Annotated in this window: 16 protein-coding genes and 3 pseudogenes; 7 read left to right on the forward strand and 12 right to left on the reverse strand. The window is 68.6% G+C overall.

Annotated elements, in window-relative coordinates; translation table 11 throughout:
• Positions 1 to 297 precede the first annotated feature (297 nt).
• The 3 genes from Manayef4_RS20175 to Manayef4_RS26495 form a co-directional block, all read right to left on the reverse strand.
• Complete coding sequence (locus tag Manayef4_RS20175; protein ID WP_011436580.1) at positions 298 to 1125, reverse strand: SDR family oxidoreductase; 828 nt, start codon at positions 1123 to 1125, stop codon at positions 298 to 300.
• Between the two features lie 1068 nt (positions 1126 to 2193).
• Positions 2194 to 3171, reverse strand: coding sequence for a class I SAM-dependent methyltransferase (locus Manayef4_RS20180; RefSeq protein WP_070132880.1), 978 nt, complete (start codon positions 3169 to 3171; stop codon positions 2194 to 2196).
• Between the two features lie 571 nt (positions 3172 to 3742).
• On the reverse strand, positions 3743 to 4024 hold the full coding sequence (locus Manayef4_RS26495; RefSeq protein WP_023842021.1) for a hypothetical protein: 282 nt from the start codon (positions 4022 to 4024) through the stop codon (positions 3743 to 3745).
• Positions 4025 to 4182: 158 nt separating this feature from the next.
• Between Manayef4_RS26495 and Manayef4_RS20195 the strand changes: the two genes are divergently transcribed.
• Positions 4183 to 4809: a hypothetical protein gene (locus tag Manayef4_RS20195; protein ID WP_023842020.1), complete on the forward strand. Its 627-nt coding sequence runs from the start codon at positions 4183 to 4185 to the stop codon at positions 4807 to 4809.
• Between the two features lie 169 nt (positions 4810 to 4978).
• Here the strand turns inward: Manayef4_RS20195 and Manayef4_RS25490 are convergent, their stop codons facing one another.
• From Manayef4_RS25490 to Manayef4_RS20215, 6 genes and pseudogenes are all read right to left on the reverse strand, one after another.
• A complete protein-coding gene (locus Manayef4_RS25490; RefSeq protein ID WP_198031058.1) occupies positions 4979 to 5251 on the reverse strand; it encodes an inositol monophosphatase family protein in 273 nt (90 codons plus the stop codon).
• Positions 5232 to 5822 (reverse strand): inositol monophosphatase family protein, encoded by a 591-nt coding sequence (locus Manayef4_RS20200; RefSeq protein ID WP_217494143.1) that lies wholly within the window; start codon positions 5820 to 5822, stop codon positions 5232 to 5234. Before Manayef4_RS20200 ends, Manayef4_RS25490 begins: the two co-directional genes overlap by 20 nt.
• Positions 5819 to 6772 carry an alpha-D-ribose 1-methylphosphonate 5-triphosphate diphosphatase gene (locus Manayef4_RS26225; RefSeq protein WP_254665758.1) on the reverse strand — a complete coding sequence of 318 codons (954 nt, stop codon included), beginning with the start codon at positions 6770 to 6772 and terminating at the stop codon, positions 5819 to 5821. The genes Manayef4_RS20200 and Manayef4_RS26225 overlap by 4 nt, the downstream gene beginning before the upstream one ends.
• A pseudogene (locus tag Manayef4_RS26810) lies at positions 6772 to 7588 on the reverse strand (ABC transporter permease subunit); the annotation flags it as partial. The pseudogene Manayef4_RS26810 and the gene Manayef4_RS26225, both read right to left, overlap by 1 nt.
• A 44-nt stretch (positions 7589 to 7632) precedes the next feature.
• Positions 7633 to 8394 carry a phosphonate ABC transporter ATP-binding protein gene (gene phnC / locus Manayef4_RS20210; protein WP_070132884.1) on the reverse strand — a complete coding sequence of 254 codons (762 nt, stop codon included), beginning with the start codon at positions 8392 to 8394 and terminating at the stop codon, positions 7633 to 7635.
• Positions 8391 to 9218, reverse strand: a complete 828-nt coding sequence (locus Manayef4_RS20215; protein WP_070132886.1) for a phosphate/phosphite/phosphonate ABC transporter substrate-binding protein — start codon at positions 9216 to 9218, stop codon at positions 8391 to 8393. The genes phnC and Manayef4_RS20215 overlap by 4 nt, the downstream gene beginning before the upstream one ends.
• Positions 9219 to 9417: 199 nt before the next feature.
• On the opposite strand from Manayef4_RS20215, the gene Manayef4_RS20220 reads away from it, so the two are divergent.
• The 5 genes and pseudogenes from Manayef4_RS20220 (at position 9418) to Manayef4_RS26240 (ending at position 15143) form a co-directional block, all read left to right on the forward strand.
• Positions 9418 to 11136: an ATP-binding protein gene (locus Manayef4_RS20220; protein ID WP_070132887.1), complete on the forward strand. Its 1719-nt coding sequence runs from the start codon at positions 9418 to 9420 to the stop codon at positions 11134 to 11136.
• Entirely contained in the window at positions 11133 to 11636 is a 504-nt protein-coding gene (locus tag Manayef4_RS20225; protein ID WP_070132888.1) for a response regulator, read from the forward strand. Before Manayef4_RS20220 ends, Manayef4_RS20225 begins: the two co-directional genes overlap by 4 nt.
• A 65-nt stretch (positions 11637 to 11701) precedes the next feature.
• The gene (locus Manayef4_RS20230; RefSeq protein ID WP_070132890.1) at positions 11702 to 13714 is read left to right on the forward strand and encodes a hybrid sensor histidine kinase/response regulator; all 2013 of its coding nucleotides are present in this window, start codon (positions 11702 to 11704) and stop codon (positions 13712 to 13714) included.
• 789 nt (positions 13715 to 14503) lie between these two features.
• Positions 14504 to 14593, forward strand: a pseudogene (locus Manayef4_RS26235) (IS630 family transposase); the annotation flags it as partial.
• Positions 14594 to 14657: 64 nt separating this feature from the next.
• The gene (locus tag Manayef4_RS26240) at positions 14658 to 15143 is read left to right on the forward strand and encodes a transposase (RefSeq protein WP_254665757.1); all 486 of its coding nucleotides are present in this window, start codon (positions 14658 to 14660) and stop codon (positions 15141 to 15143) included.
• A gap of 305 nt (positions 15144 to 15448) precedes the next feature.
• Here Manayef4_RS26240 and Manayef4_RS26430 read toward each other — a convergent pair whose 3' ends face one another.
• Positions 15449 to 15583 (reverse strand): hypothetical protein, encoded by a 135-nt coding sequence (locus Manayef4_RS26430; RefSeq protein ID WP_255353906.1) that lies wholly within the window; start codon positions 15581 to 15583, stop codon positions 15449 to 15451.
• 226 nt (positions 15584 to 15809) lie between these two features.
• On the opposite strand from Manayef4_RS26430, the gene Manayef4_RS20245 reads away from it, so the two are divergent.
• The gene (locus tag Manayef4_RS20245; protein ID WP_023842013.1) at positions 15810 to 16001 is read left to right on the forward strand and encodes a hypothetical protein; all 192 of its coding nucleotides are present in this window, start codon (positions 15810 to 15812) and stop codon (positions 15999 to 16001) included.
• Between the two features lie 19 nt (positions 16002 to 16020).
• Here Manayef4_RS20245 and Manayef4_RS20250 read toward each other — a convergent pair whose 3' ends face one another.
• A complete protein-coding gene (locus tag Manayef4_RS20250; protein WP_011436568.1) occupies positions 16021 to 16740 on the reverse strand; it encodes an O-methyltransferase in 720 nt (239 codons plus the stop codon).
• A pseudogene (locus Manayef4_RS25500) lies at positions 16686 to 17702 on the reverse strand (hypothetical protein); the annotation flags it as partial. The pseudogene Manayef4_RS25500 and the gene Manayef4_RS20250, both read right to left, overlap by 55 nt.

A 17702-nucleotide genomic window follows, 5' to 3' on the forward strand; every position in this document is an offset into this window, starting at 1 on the left:
CCCAGAACCTGGACGCCTCGGAAGTGGTCGTGCTGCCCGTGAGCATCGAGATCCGTGACACGACGTGCCGCCCCGCGAGCGGAACAACATAACTCCGCCGGCTTATGCCGCCCGCGGTCCCATCGTCCAACCGACGATCTCAAACACCTTCTTATGGCGCGCTCGTCGTTATGCGGTGCCGTCGCGGATGGCTCCTTGTCGATGGCTATGTAGGAGAGTGGGGCCCGTAGCAGCCCCAGCGCGGCGATCCGCAGCCCGCGCGAGACGATGGACTCGCGGAACGCCGCAAGCAGCAGTTCAAGATCTGTCAGGGCCTCCTCGCCCGCGATGCCGGTCCGTCTCGAAGTCGTAGTGCCGCATGTCCGGGGCAGGGCCCTGGAGTGTCCAGCCCCCGTCGACGTGGAGGATCTCCCCGGTGACGAACGACGAGGCGTCCGACGCCAGGAACACCAGCGGGCCGATGTAGTCCTCGGGCGTCGCCATGCGGCCCAGCGGAATGACGGCGCTCCAGCTTCGATCGAAGTCGGGGTTGTCCTGCCAGTTGCGCTCCATACGCGTGGCCGTGGGCGCGATGGCGTTGACGCGCACACGCGGCGCGAGCCTCAGGGCGAGGTGGCGTGTCATCGCCTCCAGGCTGCCCTTTGATGCGGTGTAGACGGCGTGGTATCGGAGCATCAGGGTGTCGGCACAGGTTGAGATGTTGATGATAGATCCACCCCGCTCCCCCATTGCGGCCACCGCGGTTATGGTCGTCAGGAAGGCGCCCCGAAGGTTGGTGCTGATGGCGTCGCCCCAGTCCTCGAGAGTCGTCGCTTGTGCCGGGCCAAGACGGACATGCGCGACGTTGTTGACGAGCACATCGATGCTGCCAAGCTCGCAATGGGCCGTGTCGATCAACCGCTGCGCGTCCTCGGGGACGCCTACGTCAGCGCCGACCGCCACGGCGATGCCGCCTGCCTCCTGTATACGCCGGCACGTCTGCTCGGCGCCCGCGCGGTCGTTCTTGTAGTTGACGACCACGTTTGCGCCGGCCTGACCGAGGCCGGTCGCCAACGCACGGCCAATCCCCTTGCTGGAACTGGTGACGACGGCCACCTTGCCGTCGAGCGCACCTGCGGAGGTCATGCGTCTCCTCGGGGAGCGGACCGAGGGCTTGGGGAGCGCTGGGGCGTGGCGGACAAAGAGGGACCTCCCGAGTCGAGCAGGTGTGGCGGTGGCCACCGAGGGTTCCGTAAACGCCTACCGCCAGCTTGAGTGTAAGCCCTTGCAGAAGGCGGTGGAACTTGACGTAGGCTCCGGGCACGGTGATCCCGGTCGCCAGGCGGGCTGACCGGGTGGCGGGTCCCGGCGGCGGGTCCCGGTGGCTACGCCGGGGACTGATGGCGAGTCAGGGATGGGCGGCCAGCGACCCCGCGCGATCGTGTTGTGGGTGTAGCCGGTCTGTCTGCCGCGCCCACGCGCTCGAACCGGGCCGCCTGAGGGTTGACAGAGGGTGTCTCACTCGGAGTCCTCCTCATGCCAGGTGCGGCCGTCGCGTTCGATCAGCTCGGYCGCGCCGGCCGCGGCGCGCGACAATGCGCCCACAGGCACGCCGCACTCCAGACCACGAGGACATAAGACATCTCCGTGATCTACAAGCGGCGTGCCTGCTTTCGTGTCCGCGACACGTGGTCCAGCCGTGCCCGCGGTCCCCCATACCGCTCTACCAGGACCGATCACCCGAAACCGACAGAGCTGGCTAAACCGACCGAATCGCATCCTTGCAAGAGCCCTGGGGCCGCCGGAACCCCGGCCAACCCCTCAGGCGAACTAGATCCCAGCGACCGAGCTCGCATGGCAACTCTACTGCAAGCGCTTACGGAAACCGGACGTGTGTCGCTGAACACACGCCCAATGCGGACCGCATGGCCGCCGACCAGGGCTTCCCGCCGCGGATGAAGCGGAACAGCGGATCGCGATTTCTCGTAGGCCCGTGCCAGGGCTTCCGCATCAGATTCAGCCTCAGATTTGTTCACGGCACTCTCTTCCATAACGATTCCTCATATCATTCCGGCCCATTGATTCCGCGCCGTCCAAGCTAGAGTGCCAGGAACTCGGGTGGCGCTGGTTCAGCGGGTGAACACCCGGTGTCAGACCGCCGGCGGTGTTGCTCATGGACCTACCCCGGGCGYAGATGCTTCACGACCGGYCGACTTACTGGTCGTCCTCGGGAGGACGAACGGCCAGCAGGTAGCCGTAGCGGATCTCGGGTGAAGTCGTCCGGCTGGCTTTCACCGAGAATCCCGCCCGTGTCAGCAACCTTCTCCACTGCTCCCGAGTCCGCATGTACTCCCCGGAGCGCCGAAGGATCCGGTCGAGTATCTGTGCGTCCTTGAGCGCATGGCGGTAACAGTTCTGCTCCGCAGCATTGACTATCTTCCGATAGTAGACGTCGCAGACATCGTCGATGTCGTTCTGGCTCGATAGTGCCGAGGYGTCGAGAAATGTCTCGCCAAGGACCAGGCGGCCACCAGGGAAAAGCTCCCGGTAGCATTTTTCCAGGGCCCGAGAAATCTGGTCGTGGTYGACGTGATGCAACGACATGACCGCGATGATCGCATCGTACCGTGTGTCCGGTCTGTAGTCGAGGTAATCGGCGTGGACCAGTCGGGTCTCCTTCCTGCCCGGCCGGCTCAGTGGGACGCGCTCGAGCATCCGCACGCTGYTGTCGAGCAGGTCCAGACGCGCGACGAGCGGGAGCCTGGCCACGAGCGCGCCGTCGCCGCAACCGAGATCTAGGACGACGTCCGCTGGCTGAGGGTTTGCGGCCGTGATGCACGCTTCTAGCAGCTTGGAGTGTTGCCGCAACCCGGGCAGTTGGTAGCCGTCCCGCTCCCAGGCGTCGAAGAACGACTGGCCAGGGAGTTTGGCGGCCACGGCCCAGTCCAGTATGGCCCGATCAAGGCTGGGAATGTGACTTGCCACCGCGTCGAGTGTGTCGGCCAGCCGCGCGCGGTTGTACTCCCAGCTCGTCATCGGGCCCCGGGCCCGCCTTGCCACCTCCAAACCGTGCCAGGTGGAGGGCGGGACGTCGAGCCCGTCGTGCATGGCCGCCGCGTGTACGTCCTCCTCCAAGCGGCGTCGCAGTTCGGCGTCCGCACGATCGTTGGCATTGTCAGACACGTTCTCCATGGCCCTTCCTTCGATCGTCAACACACACTGTCGTCATGGGGTTGACCAGCCTGAGTGCCCGCACTCGGGCGGCGCTGGTTACGGCGAGTAAAACCGCCTGTCAGGCCACCGGCGGCATTGCTCATGGACCTACCCTGCGCGCCGGCGCTTCACCTCCTCGGCGAAGGCGATGTCAGCGGCGGTCACTTTGCCGTTTCCAATCATCTCGAGCACCTGGGCGACTGAGGCGAGCCGCGACTCGATGGYGGCGGAACCGGACTCGAGAATGCTGGGGAGAGCGGCATCCACCGCCGCGAAAACGACGCGCAAGATTCAGCACCGGACCACCGGTACAGAGTGGCCCGCCAGATCGCGTCCTCCTCGCCGGTTCCCGCGATCGGGGAGTCCACCCGGGYGATCAACATGAAGCCCTTGCCCTGGAGAACATCCTTCACCATCATAATTTTAGTGACGAACTCGTTTGCRTCGGCGAGCTCCTGACCGGGCGGGAAACTGTTYCTCTTAGGGAATGCCTTGTCCTCAATTCACACAGCGTAAACACCTGCGTGCTCGTACTCGCGGACGAGGTGGATCAGATTGTTGATATCACCGAACCCGATGTCACAGCCCGCGATGAGAGGTCGAGCCGGTGCGCTCCCACGCTGCTGATCGCGTTGACGACAGTGGTCTCACCGTCGTCGACGGCCACCCGGCACAGCTCGCGCAGTGGTGCCAGCAACCTGGTGGTCGTCTCGTGATGAACAAGGACCCGCAACCGGATCGCCGGATCCCTTCGCAACGCCGCGACCACAACCTTAGGGTTGACGTCAGTCGACGTCCGCTCCCCGCCGGGCTGGTGCTGGCCGTCTGCCACCGCTGCCTCCTGCCTCCTGCCTCCTGCGCGGATGCCGCCATCGGTATGCAAGCGCATACCGATCTTAATCGGCCTTAAGTCTACTTCGCCGTCCGCATCCCTGGAGGTAATGGTCGCCACACACGCGAGGCTTCCCTGAATCTGCAGGCTACAGGCACATGGCCGCGACTCCGCCTCACCCGATMGTGCGCATCGGATCACGCTTCCCCATGATCCAAAGTGGGTGCGACCTAGAAAACGCTTGCAGTAATCAAAATTCGATCAAGTTTACGATCATCGATCTGGGCCGCTTGACGGGTTCCGGCGGGTGCGCTGGGAACGAGAGGAACTTGGTCAACAGGTCCTATGAGAGCAACGTGTTGATCGGCGACCAGGAGATCAACGAAGACCATTGCGGCACGGACCTGTTGAACCGGCAGGCTGCGAGGATGGTGACGGCGTTGGGAGCGACCATGACCGGATCGACCGGGCCGAGCCGGTGGCCGCGCTGTCCCGTTCCAGGCCATCTGGTCCGGGTGATGACCGGCGACAGCGGCTTCTGCCCCCGCGGCGTACATGGCCGCGATCGGCTCGATCCGGTCGACGGCGTGGAGAAGACCCTGCCGGCGATCTCCCGGCGGCTGGTGGTCCAGAAACGGGTGTGGACGCTGGCCGCCGGGGATACGGGTCATCATCCGCAAGGAGCGGCCGCACCCCCGGCGGCGAGCTGGTCGCCGCCGACGACGAGGAGCGTCGCAGTGGACGGAGGACCGTCTGCCAATCGGGCCGGTCAAGGAGTTTCTTGAGCATCACCGGCTGATCGGCTCGTCGCCGAACACGGTCCGGTCGTATGCGCATGCGCCGGCGGGCTGTTGTCGTGCGTCACCTGCTGTCCGGCTCACCATCATGCCGGCGCAGGCAACCAGCGGCGGCGACGCGCCGTTCCCCGGGAAAAGGCCGGGTAACGCGAACGGATCAGTAGGAAGAGCCGCTGATCTCGTCCGCGAGCTGGTGCGCCAGCTCCGGGGTCGCCGCGATCACGCCGGACCATCGGCGGCTGAGGTCGGGGACGATCTCGACCGGGCGGCCGAAGGCGTCGATCACCGCGCCGCCCGCCGCCGGGACCAGCACGGACGCGGCGGCGATGTCCATGATGCGGTGCGTGTCCGAGCCGGCGTCCGCGAAGGCGTCCGTGGAGCCCTGCGCCACGAGGGCGGCCTCCAGGCAGCTACTGGACAGGATGCGCACCCGCGCGGCCCGGCGGCTTACCCGCAGCCACGCCGCCTCGTTCTTGGCCTGCGGCCGCAGGAGGCTGACCGCGGCGCCGTCGAGTGCGCGCCGGCCTGTTGTCCAGTAGGGCGACGGGAGGCCGACTTTCGCATGCCAGCCGCGGCCGGTGTCCAACCATACGTACGGTGAGGGCCTCGGTCGCCCTGCCGTCGACGGCGACCACGCCGGAGAAGGCCGACAACGGCACCTCCGCGACCGCGTTGGCGGTGCCGTCGACCGGATCGACCACGAGCGTGACCGYCGAACCGTTGTCGATGACACCGATCTCCTCGCTGATCAGGTTGACCCGCTGGGCGTTCACCACCTCCGCCACGGCGGTGTCGACCAGCAGGTCCAGACGCGTGGTGAGGGTGCCGTCGGCGCCCATGCCGACCTTCTCGGCGAGCTCCGCGCGCGTATACCGCTCGCGCGCATCGCGAAAGGCGCCCACCGCCGCGCGGGCGGCTGCGGCCAGCGCGGGATCCGTCCCGGCCGGAATCTCCGGCTCGGGAACCGGCCACCGGGTCACCGCCGCACCCCCGATTGTCACCAGACACCCCAGGATGACAACACGGACCGCACCACCGGCCACGGGCGGCGCGGCTCGACCAGCACAAAGTCAGCGCGCAGCCCCGGCTCGAGCCGACCGCGGTCGGGAAGTCCGGCGACCTCGGCCGGCCCGGCGGTCACCAGGCCGATGGCGGCCGGCAGGGTGGCGAGCCCCTGCTCGGCGAGCAGCATGGCGGCCGCGAGCAGACCGGAGGGCAGGTAGTCCGACACCAGCGCGGTCACCAGGCCGCGGCCGACCAGGTCACGGCCGGAGGCGTTGCCGTTGTGGGAACGTCCCCGCAGGATGTTCGGGGCGCCTATGACGACGGGAAGTCCGTGGGCGCGGGCGGCTTCCGCCGCTTCGATCGTGGTGGGGAACTCGGCGACCGCGCAGCCGCGGTCCCGCAGCTCGGCGATCTCGGCGGCCGAGCTGGGATCGTGCCCGAGCAGCCGGATTCGCGCCGAGCGCGCGGCGAGCCAGACCAGGGCCTCCTCGCGGATGTCGAGCCTGCCGTCCCGGTCGGCGATGAGCTGGTCGACATGCTCGCGAGCCTCCGCGTCGGACATGCCGCGGCTGCCCATCAAATAGCGCTCGTAGTGCTCGCGGACGGCGTACTGGCCCTGGCCCGGGGTGTGGTCCTCGTGGGAGACCAGGGCGCCGTCGGGAACCTGGTCCAACCGCCGCGCCAGCGCGGACAGCGCTTCCGGGCTGCGCACGTCGAGCCGGTACAGGATCCGGTGGTCGACGAGCCCGCCGGTATAAGCATCGATCGCCTCGCACGTCTTCTCCGCCTGGCCCACGCTGCGCGGGATGTCGTGGTGGGTGTCCTCGAAGGAGATGCCGTGGAACACGGTCGTCACGCCCGCGGCCCGCAGCTTGCCCTCGAAGGACAGCAGCGCGAACTCGATCGGCAGCTCGGCGCCCGGTCGGRGCAGCTGCTCGTTCTCGATCCCGTGGCGCGCAGCGCGTCCTCGACACCCGGGTCGACCTCTTCCACGGAGTCCGCGACGAGCTTGCCGAGCAGCCCGACAGCACCGACGCCCAGCGCGAGCACCCCGGCGACCGCACCGAGCCCGGTGATCACCACGAACACGATCGCCAGCACCAGATCGGGGATGCCCCGCACACACACGATCAGCAGCCGGTCGCGATGGCGCGGCCGAGCCCGTCGATACCCACGAAGCCGAGGACGACCGAGACCCGCAGGTTGATGTCCAGCCGGTGCAGCGCGGTCGCCACGAACGCGGGCAGCACCTGCGGCAGCACGCCGGCCACCAGCTCCCACGGCCCGCGCCGCCCGCGCGCATGGCCTCACGCGGGCCCTCGTCGATCTGCTCGACCGCGTCGGCGTAGAGCTTGCCGACCATGCCGACCGAATGCAGTCCCATCGCGAGAACCCCGGCCAGCGCGCCGAACCCGAACAGCCGAAAGAACAYGGTCGCCAGCACCACGTCCGGCACCGCGCGGGCCGCGACGATCACTGTCCGCGCGCCGAACCGTGCACCGCGGTGCGGCGCCGTGTTCCCGGCAGCCAAGACCGCAAKCCCCGTGCTGAGCACCACCGACAGCAGCGTGGCGCAGATGACGATCGACATGGTCTGGCCGGTCAGGCGCAGCAGCTCCCCCGCGGTGGGGAAGTCCAGGGGGAGCATCCGGGCGGCGAAGTCGGCCGCGTTCCGCCCGCTGTCGATCAGCGTCGCGACGTTGATCGACAGCGCGGCGAAGGCCCACCCGGCCAGGCCGAGCAGCCCCAGCAGCGCGGCCATGCCCAGGACCGAATCGGTCCTGGGCCGGGCGAGGGTTCGCCCCGTCACGCGATGGCCCGCAGCGGGCCGGCTCGGTAGATCATGGCAACGGCCTGCTGGTGGTCAAGGTCGCCCGCAGCCTTGTCCAGCACGACCTGGCCCGAGCGCAACCCGACGATCCGGTCGGCCCACGACAGCGCCAGCTCGACCTGGTGCAGGCTGCACAGCACGGTCAGGTTCCGTTCGCTCGCGATTTCGCGGATCAGGCCCATCACCTGCGCCGAGGACTCCGGGTCCAGGGAGGCAACCGGCTCGTCCGCGAGCAGGATCTCCGGGCGTTGCATGAGTGCCCGCGCGACCGCGACCCGCTGCTGCTGCCCGCCCGACAGCGTGTCCGCGCGCTGGAACGCCTGTGACGCGAGCCCGACCCGTTCCAAGTGCTCCAGCGCCTCGAGTCGCACCGCCCGCGGATAGGTGACCAGACCCAGCCGCAGGCCACGCAGCCTGCCGAGCGCGCCGGTGCACACGTTCTCCAGCACCGAGAGGCTGTCGACCAGGTGAAACTGCTGGAACACGAAGCTGATCCGGCGACGCAGCTCCCGCAACCGCGCGCCCCGCGCCTGGCCGACGTCCGTGCCGAGCGCGATGACCCGGCCCGCGCTTGCCCCATGCAGGCCGTCGACGTGCCRCAGGAGCGTCGACTTGCCCGAACCGGACAGCCCCAGCAGGACGACCACCTCGCCGGGCTCGACGGTGAACGACACCTCGTCGAGGGCGAGCGTCTGGCCGAACCGCTTGGTCACCCCCTCGAAGCGGACGGCGCTCACTCCGCCGCCGTGCAGCTCTTGGCCTTCGTGACCTCGCAGACGTGCCGCACCGGGTCGAAGAAGGTGTCGGCGACCTTGACGAAACCCCAGTCGCCGGACTCGTCGACCATGCACTTACCGGGTGTGCAGAACCCATGGGACTCGAGGTAGTCGATGTTCATGTGCTCCTGGATCACTTTGGCGATCTTGTCCTTGAGCGCGGGATCGAGGTCGTCACTGATCGCGATCGGTGATCCGGGGATGAGGTCGGACTTCCACACCGTGGTCAGCTCGCCGGCCTTGAGCTGACCMTTCTCGATCAGCTTCTTGTCGACCATCGCGTCGTAGGCGAACCCGGCGTCRCACTGCCCCTTGGCCACGCCGAGCGCCGACGCATCGTGCGTGCCGGCCAGCACCGCGGTGATCTCGCTGTCGGGGTTCACCCCGGCGTCGATCAGCCCAGCCCGCGGATAGAGGTAGCCCGAGGTCGAGTTCGGGTCGACGAGGCAGACCTTCTTACCCTTGAAACCCGCGAGGTCGTGAATCGGCGAACCGGTCTTCACCACGCCGTAGGAGCGATAGCCCGGCGAACCACCTTTCTCCGCGAGCGCCGCGGCGACCGCCGTCGCCCGCACTCCGGAGGTGCGGGCGACCAGATAGGACAGTGCCCCGTACAGCGCGATATCGACCTTGCCGCTGCGCTGCCCCTCGATGACGGCGGCGTAGTCGGTTGCCCGCTGGAACCGGATCGTCTTCCCGGTTTCCTTCCGCAGCAAATCGATCGAGGACTGGTAGTCCTCCTGAAGTTTGGCGGACCTGCCCCCGACCACCGGCCCGCTGATCATGTCAGTCAGCCGGCGTCTCCTCGGCTGGGCGCTCTACCCGACCTCGCCYAGCGGGGCGATCCACCGTTCCCAAGACCTCCCCRGGGAGGTGGTCGCTGGTGGATGGCGGCGTGAGGGCGGCGATCGCGGGTATCACGCAACGGTCATGACCTCTCACGAAGAGCGAATCTTTCGATCGTGTTCGGGCGCTAGGAGAGCCATGAACCCAGAGGGTCGCGGACCGGCCAAGCCGGTGCGGGTGGGTGCGGGCAGCGGGACACCGGCCTGGCCCGCCGGCGACGGTGCGCACGCGTCGCGACTTGAGACCGTCGCATCCTGGGCCGCCGTGTTCACGATCGTGATGGCCGCGGTCACGCTACTCGGTTGGACCCTGGACAACCACGTGCTCACGAGCATCAAACCCGTCTGGCCGTCGACGAAACCAAACGGAGCCGTCTGCGGTCTGCTGCTCGGGTTCTCGCTGTGGAGCCGACTCGGCCGGCGGCGAACCGCCGTCCGGGCGGCGGGACAGGGGGCCGCCGCCCTTGCACTGGCGATCTCCGGACTCTCTCTCGTCGAGTCGGCCGTGGATCGGAATTTCGGCATAGACGAACTTCTCTTCATCGACCAGGCCACAGCCTCGCAGTCTCATCCGGGGCGGATCGTGCCTTTCGGCGCGGCCATTCTGGCGCTGTTGTCGCTCGCCCTGCTACTGTTCGATACCCGCCGGTGGCGAGGAAGGTACGTGGCCCAGGCCCTGGTCTGCGTCGCGGGGTTCATCTCCTTTACGGTGCTGCTGAGCTATCTGTACGGGGTCGATTTCACTTCCGGTTACACGAGGGTCGCCGTCCCGGCGGCGGTCGCCACGCTGGTGCTGTCGGTCGGAGCGACGCTGGCGCGGTTGGGTTATACCCCGCTGGCGATCCTGGCGAGTTCCGGGGCCGGCGGGGGCGTCGCCCGCCAGTTGCTGCCGGCCACGGTCATCGTCCCGGTCCTTGTCGGGACGACCGCGGTGGCGCTGTGGCGGCTCGGGTTCTACGGCGTCGCGTTCCGGGGTGCCCTGGTGGTCTCCTATACCGTGGTCATGCTGCTGGCGGTCACCGTCGGGATCTGCCGGCGGCTGGATCATGCCGATGCCGAAAGACTGCGCGTCTCCGCCGATCTGGCCGCGGCCAACGAGCGGTTGGCGGGGACGAACGCCCGGTTGGCGGAGGCGAACACGCGCCTCGTCGAGGCCAACAAGCGGATGCACGAGGCCATCGACGAGCTCGGCAGTTTCACCTACAGCGTCTCCCACGACCTGCGGGCGCCACTGCGGTCGATGAGCGGTTTCTCCCGAATCCTGATGGACGAGTACGCCGAGGACATGYCCGAGCAGGCCCGCGGCTATCTCGACCGGGTGCAACGCAGCTCCGACCGGATGGGCGCGTTGATCGACGACCTGCTCGCCTTCTCCCGCCTGGGCAGGCAGCCCATGAGTAAGCGGGAGGTGGACCCGGCGGCGATCGTGTCCGCGGTGCTGGCGGAGCAAGAGGGCGACCGCGCCGGCCGCCCGGTGCGGATCACCGTCGGGGATCTTCCCCGTGGGGTGGCCGACCCGGTGCTGCTCAAGGTGGTCTACACCAACCTGCTGTCGAACGCGGTCAAGTTCACCCGGGGCCGTGACCCCGCCCGCATCGAGATCGGCAGCCGCCGCGAGAACGGGCGGGTGGTCTTCTACGTCGCCGACAACGGGGCCGGTTTCGATCCGCGGTATGCGGACAAGCTGTTCGGGGTGTTCCAGCGGCTGCACCGCTCGGAACAGTTCGAGGGAACGGGTGTCGGTCTCGCGCTGTGCCAGCGCGTCATCGCCCGCCATGGCGGGCGGATCTGGGCGGAGGCGGCGCAGGGGAAAGGCGCGACCTTCTTCTTCACTCTGAGCGAGGAGGTATCGGCGTGAACATCGAAAGACCGAACATTCTGCTGGTGGAGGATGATCCCGACGATATCGAACTTACCCTGCACGCGCTGCATACAAAGAACATCATGGCTTCGATCGAGGTTCTCCGGGACGGAGCCGAGGCGCTCGCCTTCCTCTTCCGTACCGGCCCCTACGCCGACCGGTCGMCGGACAGGGATCCGAAGGTCGTTCTACTCGATCTCAAGCTGCCGAAGGTCGACGGCCTGGAGGTCCTGCAACGACTGAAAGGCGACCCGGCCCTTCGGACCGTGCCGGTGGTGATGCTGACTTCCTCCCACGAGGAACGGGACATCGTGGCCAGCTACGATCTCGGCGTCAACAGCTACATCGTCAAACCGGTCGACTTCGGCCAGTTCACCGAGGCGGTGCGGACGGCGGGAATGTACTGGCTGCTGCTCAACCGGCAGTCCACCCAGAACACCCAGAGCGATGCCGATTCCGGTGCCAATGCCGATGCCTCACCCGCCGCGGRAGGGTGAAGCGGCAGCTGGCTGAGCGGCGGCCGGAGATGTAGGTGGTGGCGGGCTGGGTGACGGCCGGCTAGATGACGGCGAGACAGGTGCGCATGATGCCACGCATTCACGTCCTCATGATCGAGGACAGCGACGACGATGCCGTGCTCGTCATCGAACGACTGCGACGCGGCGGTTTCGAGGTGACCTCCGATCGGGTGGAGGACTCCGAGGCGGCCGCGTCGGTTCTCCGTACCCGGCCTCCGGACCTGGTGATCTGCGATTACCACATGCCGGCGTTCGGCGCCGAGGCGGCCCTGATGCAGCTGCGCGCCAGYGGCCTCGATATCCCGTTCATCGTCGTCTCCGGCCAGGTCGGCGAGGAGACGGCGGCGGCACTCATGCGGGCCGGCGCGCACGACTTCCTGCTCAAGGATCGCATGAGCCGACYCGTCCCCGCGGTGCAGCGCGAACTGCGGGAGGCCGACGACCGGCAGAGACGACGGCAGGCCGAGGCCGCCCTACGACGCAGCGAGGAGCGGTTCCGGCTGCTCGCCGAGCAGGCGACGGACGTCCTCTTCCGCTGCCGGCTGTGCCCGCGGGCCGAGGTCGAGTACGTCAGCCCGGCGATCAGGATGATCACCGGCTACCCGCCCGAGGACCTGTGCGGCCGCCCCGACACCCTGTTCTCGCTGGTCGACGAGGAGGACCGGCCCACCCTCAAGGGCTCGTGGCGCACGGCGAACCCCGAACCGCTGCGGGTCCGTTGGCACCCGCGAGAGGGCGTCGAGGTCTGGACGGAGCAACGCGTGGTCGGCGTCCACGACGACCAGGGCMACCTCGTCGCGGTGCAGGGCATCCTGCGTGACGTGACCGAGCAGGTCCATGCCGACGAGGAACGGGAGCGGCTGCGACGCCAGCTGGATCAGACCGAGCGGCTGGAGTCCCTCGGCCGGCTCGCGGGCGGCGTGGCGCACGACTTCAACAACCTGCTCGGCGTGATCACCGGCTATGCGGAGATCGTCCTCGACACCCTTCCCGACGACGACCCGTGCCGGGCCGACATGGACGAGATCAGCCGTGCCGCCGACCAGGCCGCCGGACTGACCCGTCAACTGCTCACCTTCAGCCGGCAGGAGTCGTCGAAGCCGGAGACCCTCGACCTCAACGCGGTGGTCGAGGGGACGCKGAACCTGCTGCGACGCACCATCGGCGAGGACATCGAGATCGTCACCCTCCTCGATCCCGATCTCCACCCCGTCACGATCGACCCGAGCAAGATCCAACAGGTGGTGATGAACCTGGTCGTCAACTCCCGTGCGGCCATGCCCGACGGCGGCCGCCTCACCCTCAGCACGGCGAACCTGGACCGGGACCGGGGCCCGTCTCCCGCGGACCGCCCGGCCGCGCACGGGCGGCCGTCGCCGGAAGAACGCCCGAAGCGCGGCTGGGCCTGCCTGGCGGTCGCCGACACCGGGTGCGGCATGAGCCCGGAGGTGATCCGTCGCGCCGTCGAACCCTTCTTCACCACCAAGGGACCCGGTGAGGGGACGGGACTCGGCCTCGCCACCGTCTACGGGGTGGTCAAGGCGGCCGGCGGCGAGGTCGACATCGAGTCCGAGGTCGGGAAGGGGACGACCATCCGGATCCTGCTGCCCGCCACGGCGAGGAGCGGGCCCGCTCCCGTCGACACCACCCGGGACGWCACCACCCGGGACGACGCCACCCGCGGGCAGGGGAAGACGATCCTCGTCGTCGAGGACGACGCGGCCGTGCGCGCCGTCACCACGCGCATCCTCGTACGGTCCGGCTACCTCGTCCACGAGGCGGGTTCCCCGGCCGAGGCCCTCGACCGGTTCGGTCCCGGGACGACGCGGATCGACGCCCTGCTCACCGACGCGATCATGCCCGGCATGACGGGCTACCAGCTCATCGAACAGTTCCGTCGGACCCGCCCCGAGCTGCCGGTCATGCTGATGTCGGGCTACGCCGCCGGCGCCGAGAAGTCCGTGGCCGGCTTCCCGCCCGGCGTCGCCCACCTCCAGAAGCCGTTCACCGCCCGCGCCCTTCTCGACAGCCTGGAACGAACCCTGCACCCACGCTGACCGGCGGTGCAGATGGTGCGGCCGTGCCGGCGCACCACGGGCAGCACGAGATCAACTTTTCCGGGTGGCCGAGGACCGTGGCGTGGACGGTGACCCGGACCCCGTGCCCGTCGCAGCCCTTGCAGATCTGAGCCCGCGCTGTCACCGGTCGAGGCCGTGACCGCACGGGACCGAATCGCGGCGAGGATCTGATCCCAGATCGTGGCGGGCAGGCGGATCTCCCGAAGCCCCAGATAGTGGGCGTCGCCGTTAGTTCGTCGGTTATCGGCGGTGGCGGGTAGGTAGAGGCCGGCGGCAAGGTCGAGGGCGGCTTCGGCGGTGCCGGTCGGGGATCCGTCGGCMAGTATGGAGTCGGCGTAGTCGTTGTGGCTGGCTCGCCAGATGGCGAAGCCCCAGTTGTTGGCGTAGCCGACGTAGCGCAGCCGGCACAGTGGCTGGGCGTCGCCGTCGGGATCGGTCGCGGTGACGTAGACGAACGGGCCGCGGTAGCGGGTGGACAGCGCGGTGATCCTGGGCCACCTGCCGGTGGCGTGCTCGACCAGCCGCTGCCGCAGGGAGATCTTCGTCGATTCTGGGATACCGGCCACAGCCCTGATTGTGGCCGGGGGTGTCGGCGGGTTGCCTGTGGGCGGGGCCGGGGCGGTGGGCCGGTGTGACCTGCCCGCTAGGACATCGGGAGTGTCTCGCCGTGCCACCGCGATCATTCTGACGGACGACGTCCGCGCCGAGCTGGCCCGCCGTGTCCGGTCGGCGACCGTGCTCCGCCGTGCCTGGCTGCGCGCGAGGATCGTGCTCGCGGCGGCCGGTGGAGCGGGCAACGCGGCGATCGCCGCTCAGCTTGATGTCTGCGAGGACACCGTCAGCAAGTGGCGGGGCCGGTTCGCCCGCGAGGGCCTGGCGGGGTTGGCTGACCGGCGCCGCTCGGGCCGGCCACGGTCCGCGGGTGGAGTTCGAGTACGAACGCGGCGGGACGGTGGCCTACTTCGCCGCCTACGACGTCCAGCGCGCCCAGGTCATCGGCCGGATCGAGGACACCACCGGGATCGTCCCTTTCGGCCGGCTCRCCGCCCAGGTCATGAACAGCGAGCCGTACGCCTCGGCGCGGCGGGTGTTCTGGATCGTCGACAACGGCTCGTCCCACCGGGGCCAAGCCTCCATCGACCGGATGCGCGCAGCCCACCCGACCGCGACGCTGGTCCACCTGCCGGTCCACGCGTCCTGGCTCAACCAGGTAGAGGTGTACTTCTCGATCCTGCAGCGCAAGGCGATCGAGCGTGGCGACCTCGCCGACTTCGCCGACCTCGACGCGCTCGCCGCCCGCGTCATGGGCTTCCAAACGCTCTACAACCAGACCGCGACCCGGTTCGACTGGAAGTACACCCGTGCGGACCTGCTGAAGACCGCCAGCCGCCTCAACCTCGCCGCATAACCGACGAACTTGCAGCGACACCCACTAGGACTCCAGGTGACGATGTCTATGCGTGTTGTGTATGCCTGCCATCGGTCTCTGGCATAGCCACATCAGTCCTGAAGGACCGACGCTCGTGATGTCCAGACCTGGGCGTGTCGTCGTCGGCGGCTTCCTGACCRCCGCCCGGGTCCAGGAGCCGCAAGCGCCGGATTGGCCAACCAACGTGACTTCCGRCTGTCACAGTTGGACTGGTGCTGTCACAGCCTAGCTGCAAAGAGTAACGACTCATCGCAGATCGTTCCCGCCGCGTCCAGAGCCCGGTATCACTGACCGCCCTCGCCGAACGGCTCCTGCGCCCCGAGACGGTCACGGCCGCTCTCCCGGCCGAGGCCGCGGCCAGTCTCGCCGACGGCCTGCCCGGGACGGCACTGCTGCACGCCCGGCTGGCGGCCGTCCACCCTGATTTCGCCACAGCCGCGGCGAACCACTGGACCCACGCAGCCCGCCAGACCCCGCGAGGCGCCCACCCCACTGGCGTGTACCACGCCGGCGCTGGCCTGGCCGCTTCGCTGATCATCGCCGGGTACCACCGCACCGCCCTCACCCATCGGCCGGTGAGCACTCCATGGCACGTCTACGACGTCATCAGCGGCCTCAGCGGACCGTCACCCAGACGCTGTCACCGTGCACCCCTCCGGCGCGTTCGACCCCACGCGCCGTTTCGGCTTCGCCCACCTCGCCGGGAACGCGGCCACCGTCCGGCCCGGCTTCCTCACTGGCGCTGCCGGAACGGCGCTCGCTCTCGCCGAGTACGCCGGGTGCCCCATGCCCGAGGACCTGCGCACGACTTGGGACGCCCTGCTGCTCTTGTCCTGACCCTGCCCGGCCGAGGCGGTCAAACCGCGGCGGGTACCTGCTCGGCCACCCGGACGAGAACCCGACTGTCGCGCTTGTCGACCGCAAGCAGCACACCTGGCATCTCCGGAGGGACGGCGTCAGCCGGATATGCCTCGATCCACAGCCGGACGCCCTGCCCACCGTCACGGTCCCAGTCGCGGACCCGCTCGGCGAGCCGGGACGCCAGCTCGCCGCCCCGCGGGCCGTAGCCGCAGGCACCGATCTCGTAGCTGGGCATCTTCGCATCGCCGGTAGGACTCGGCCGCGTCGTGAGATAGGCCAGAGTCCCGCCCTCAACAATCCCCATGCTTCCCCACGGTCCCTTCGGCGCCATCAGTCGGCCGTCATCGACCGCAGCCCGCGACACTAGGAGCCGGCAGAAGCCCTCCAGCGTGGCCAGCCAGAAATCGAGATGCTCTGTCCAGCCCCACGGGACGGCGACCCCGGTCCAGCACGCCGCCACAGGGTGATCCAACGCGCCCCGCAACGCCGAGGCATCCACCGGGCGATCGTCATCGAGCCGAATTGTCAGGTCCGGGCCGGCACCGACCCGGATGTTCTGCTCGCGAACGGCACCGAGAGCACGCATCGGCATGAACCCGTCCTCCACGACCGACCGGCTCCGTAGAACCGCTCCGGCCCGCTCGAACACGACCGTTCGAGTCAGCCCGAGGATCCGCAGCGGCACCACCAGACGCCCGTCCTCGGCCAGCTGCACCCACCAAGCTCGCGGGATATCCCAGGCACCCGCTTATCCGGATTTTGATCTTGAAATTTTGGGTGGGATTGGTGGCATTCCGAGTGGTGCTGGTTTGGAGGTGTTGCGGGCTGCGCGGTCCAGGCCGGCGAGCTTGCGCTGTGCGGCTTCGAGGCTGGTCTTGAGGCCCTCGACTTCGCCCTGCCAGCCGTTGGCTTTGGCTTCCTCGATGCGTTCGCCGAGGTTGCGGATGATCTGTTCGAGGCGGGTGCGTTGGCGGGGGTCGACGCGGAGCATGGGGCAGCGGACGCAGGCGTGTTCGTGGATGCAGGGGGTGCCGTAGGGGCGTCCGCAGTCGCCGAGTTCGAGGCCGTTGTGGCGCGGCGCTGTTTGACGACTCCCGCGGTGTCGCTCTTGCGCACCGGGCTGGGGAACGCCCAAGGCGCCCAGGAAGGGTCCGACAGTGCCCATTCGGCGATGTCGAGGTAGAAGGCGCGGACCGTGATCAGGGTGTCGATGTGTCGTTGCCGGGTCGGGCGGCTGCCGCCGTTCTGGGGAAAACGCAGCCGTTCCTTCCAGGGATMCGTGACCTCGCGTGGCAGATTGAGGGTGTCGATGCCGGGGTGATGGCGTTCGAGGTCGGCCCAGAACGCCCCGGCGAGACGGCCGACGAGCATGCGGAAGGTGCTGTAGTCGAGCGCGGGACGCCGCTCGTCGAGGTAGCGGATCAGCAACTCGCGGATCTGCCGGTCGGCGATGCCGTGGCGGTCCACGAGTTCGGCGGTGCTCTGCGGGCCGGTGCGCATGGCGGCGTGCAGCGTGGAGTGCGGTGGGAAGACGCCCAGGTCGACCATCATCTGCCAGGCCAGGTGGGAACCGTCACGCGTCCGGCCGCGGCTGGGCGCCGTGGCTGACTGGAACGCGAGGAGGTCGCCTGTGGTCACCTCGTTCAGGCTGCCACCGGTATGGATCACGATCGCGGT

Origin of the sequence: Frankia sp. CgMI4 (assembly GCF_001756285.1) — a bacterium.
GTDB classification, from domain to species: domain Bacteria; phylum Actinomycetota; class Actinomycetes; order Frankiales; family Frankiaceae; genus Frankia; species Frankia casuarinae.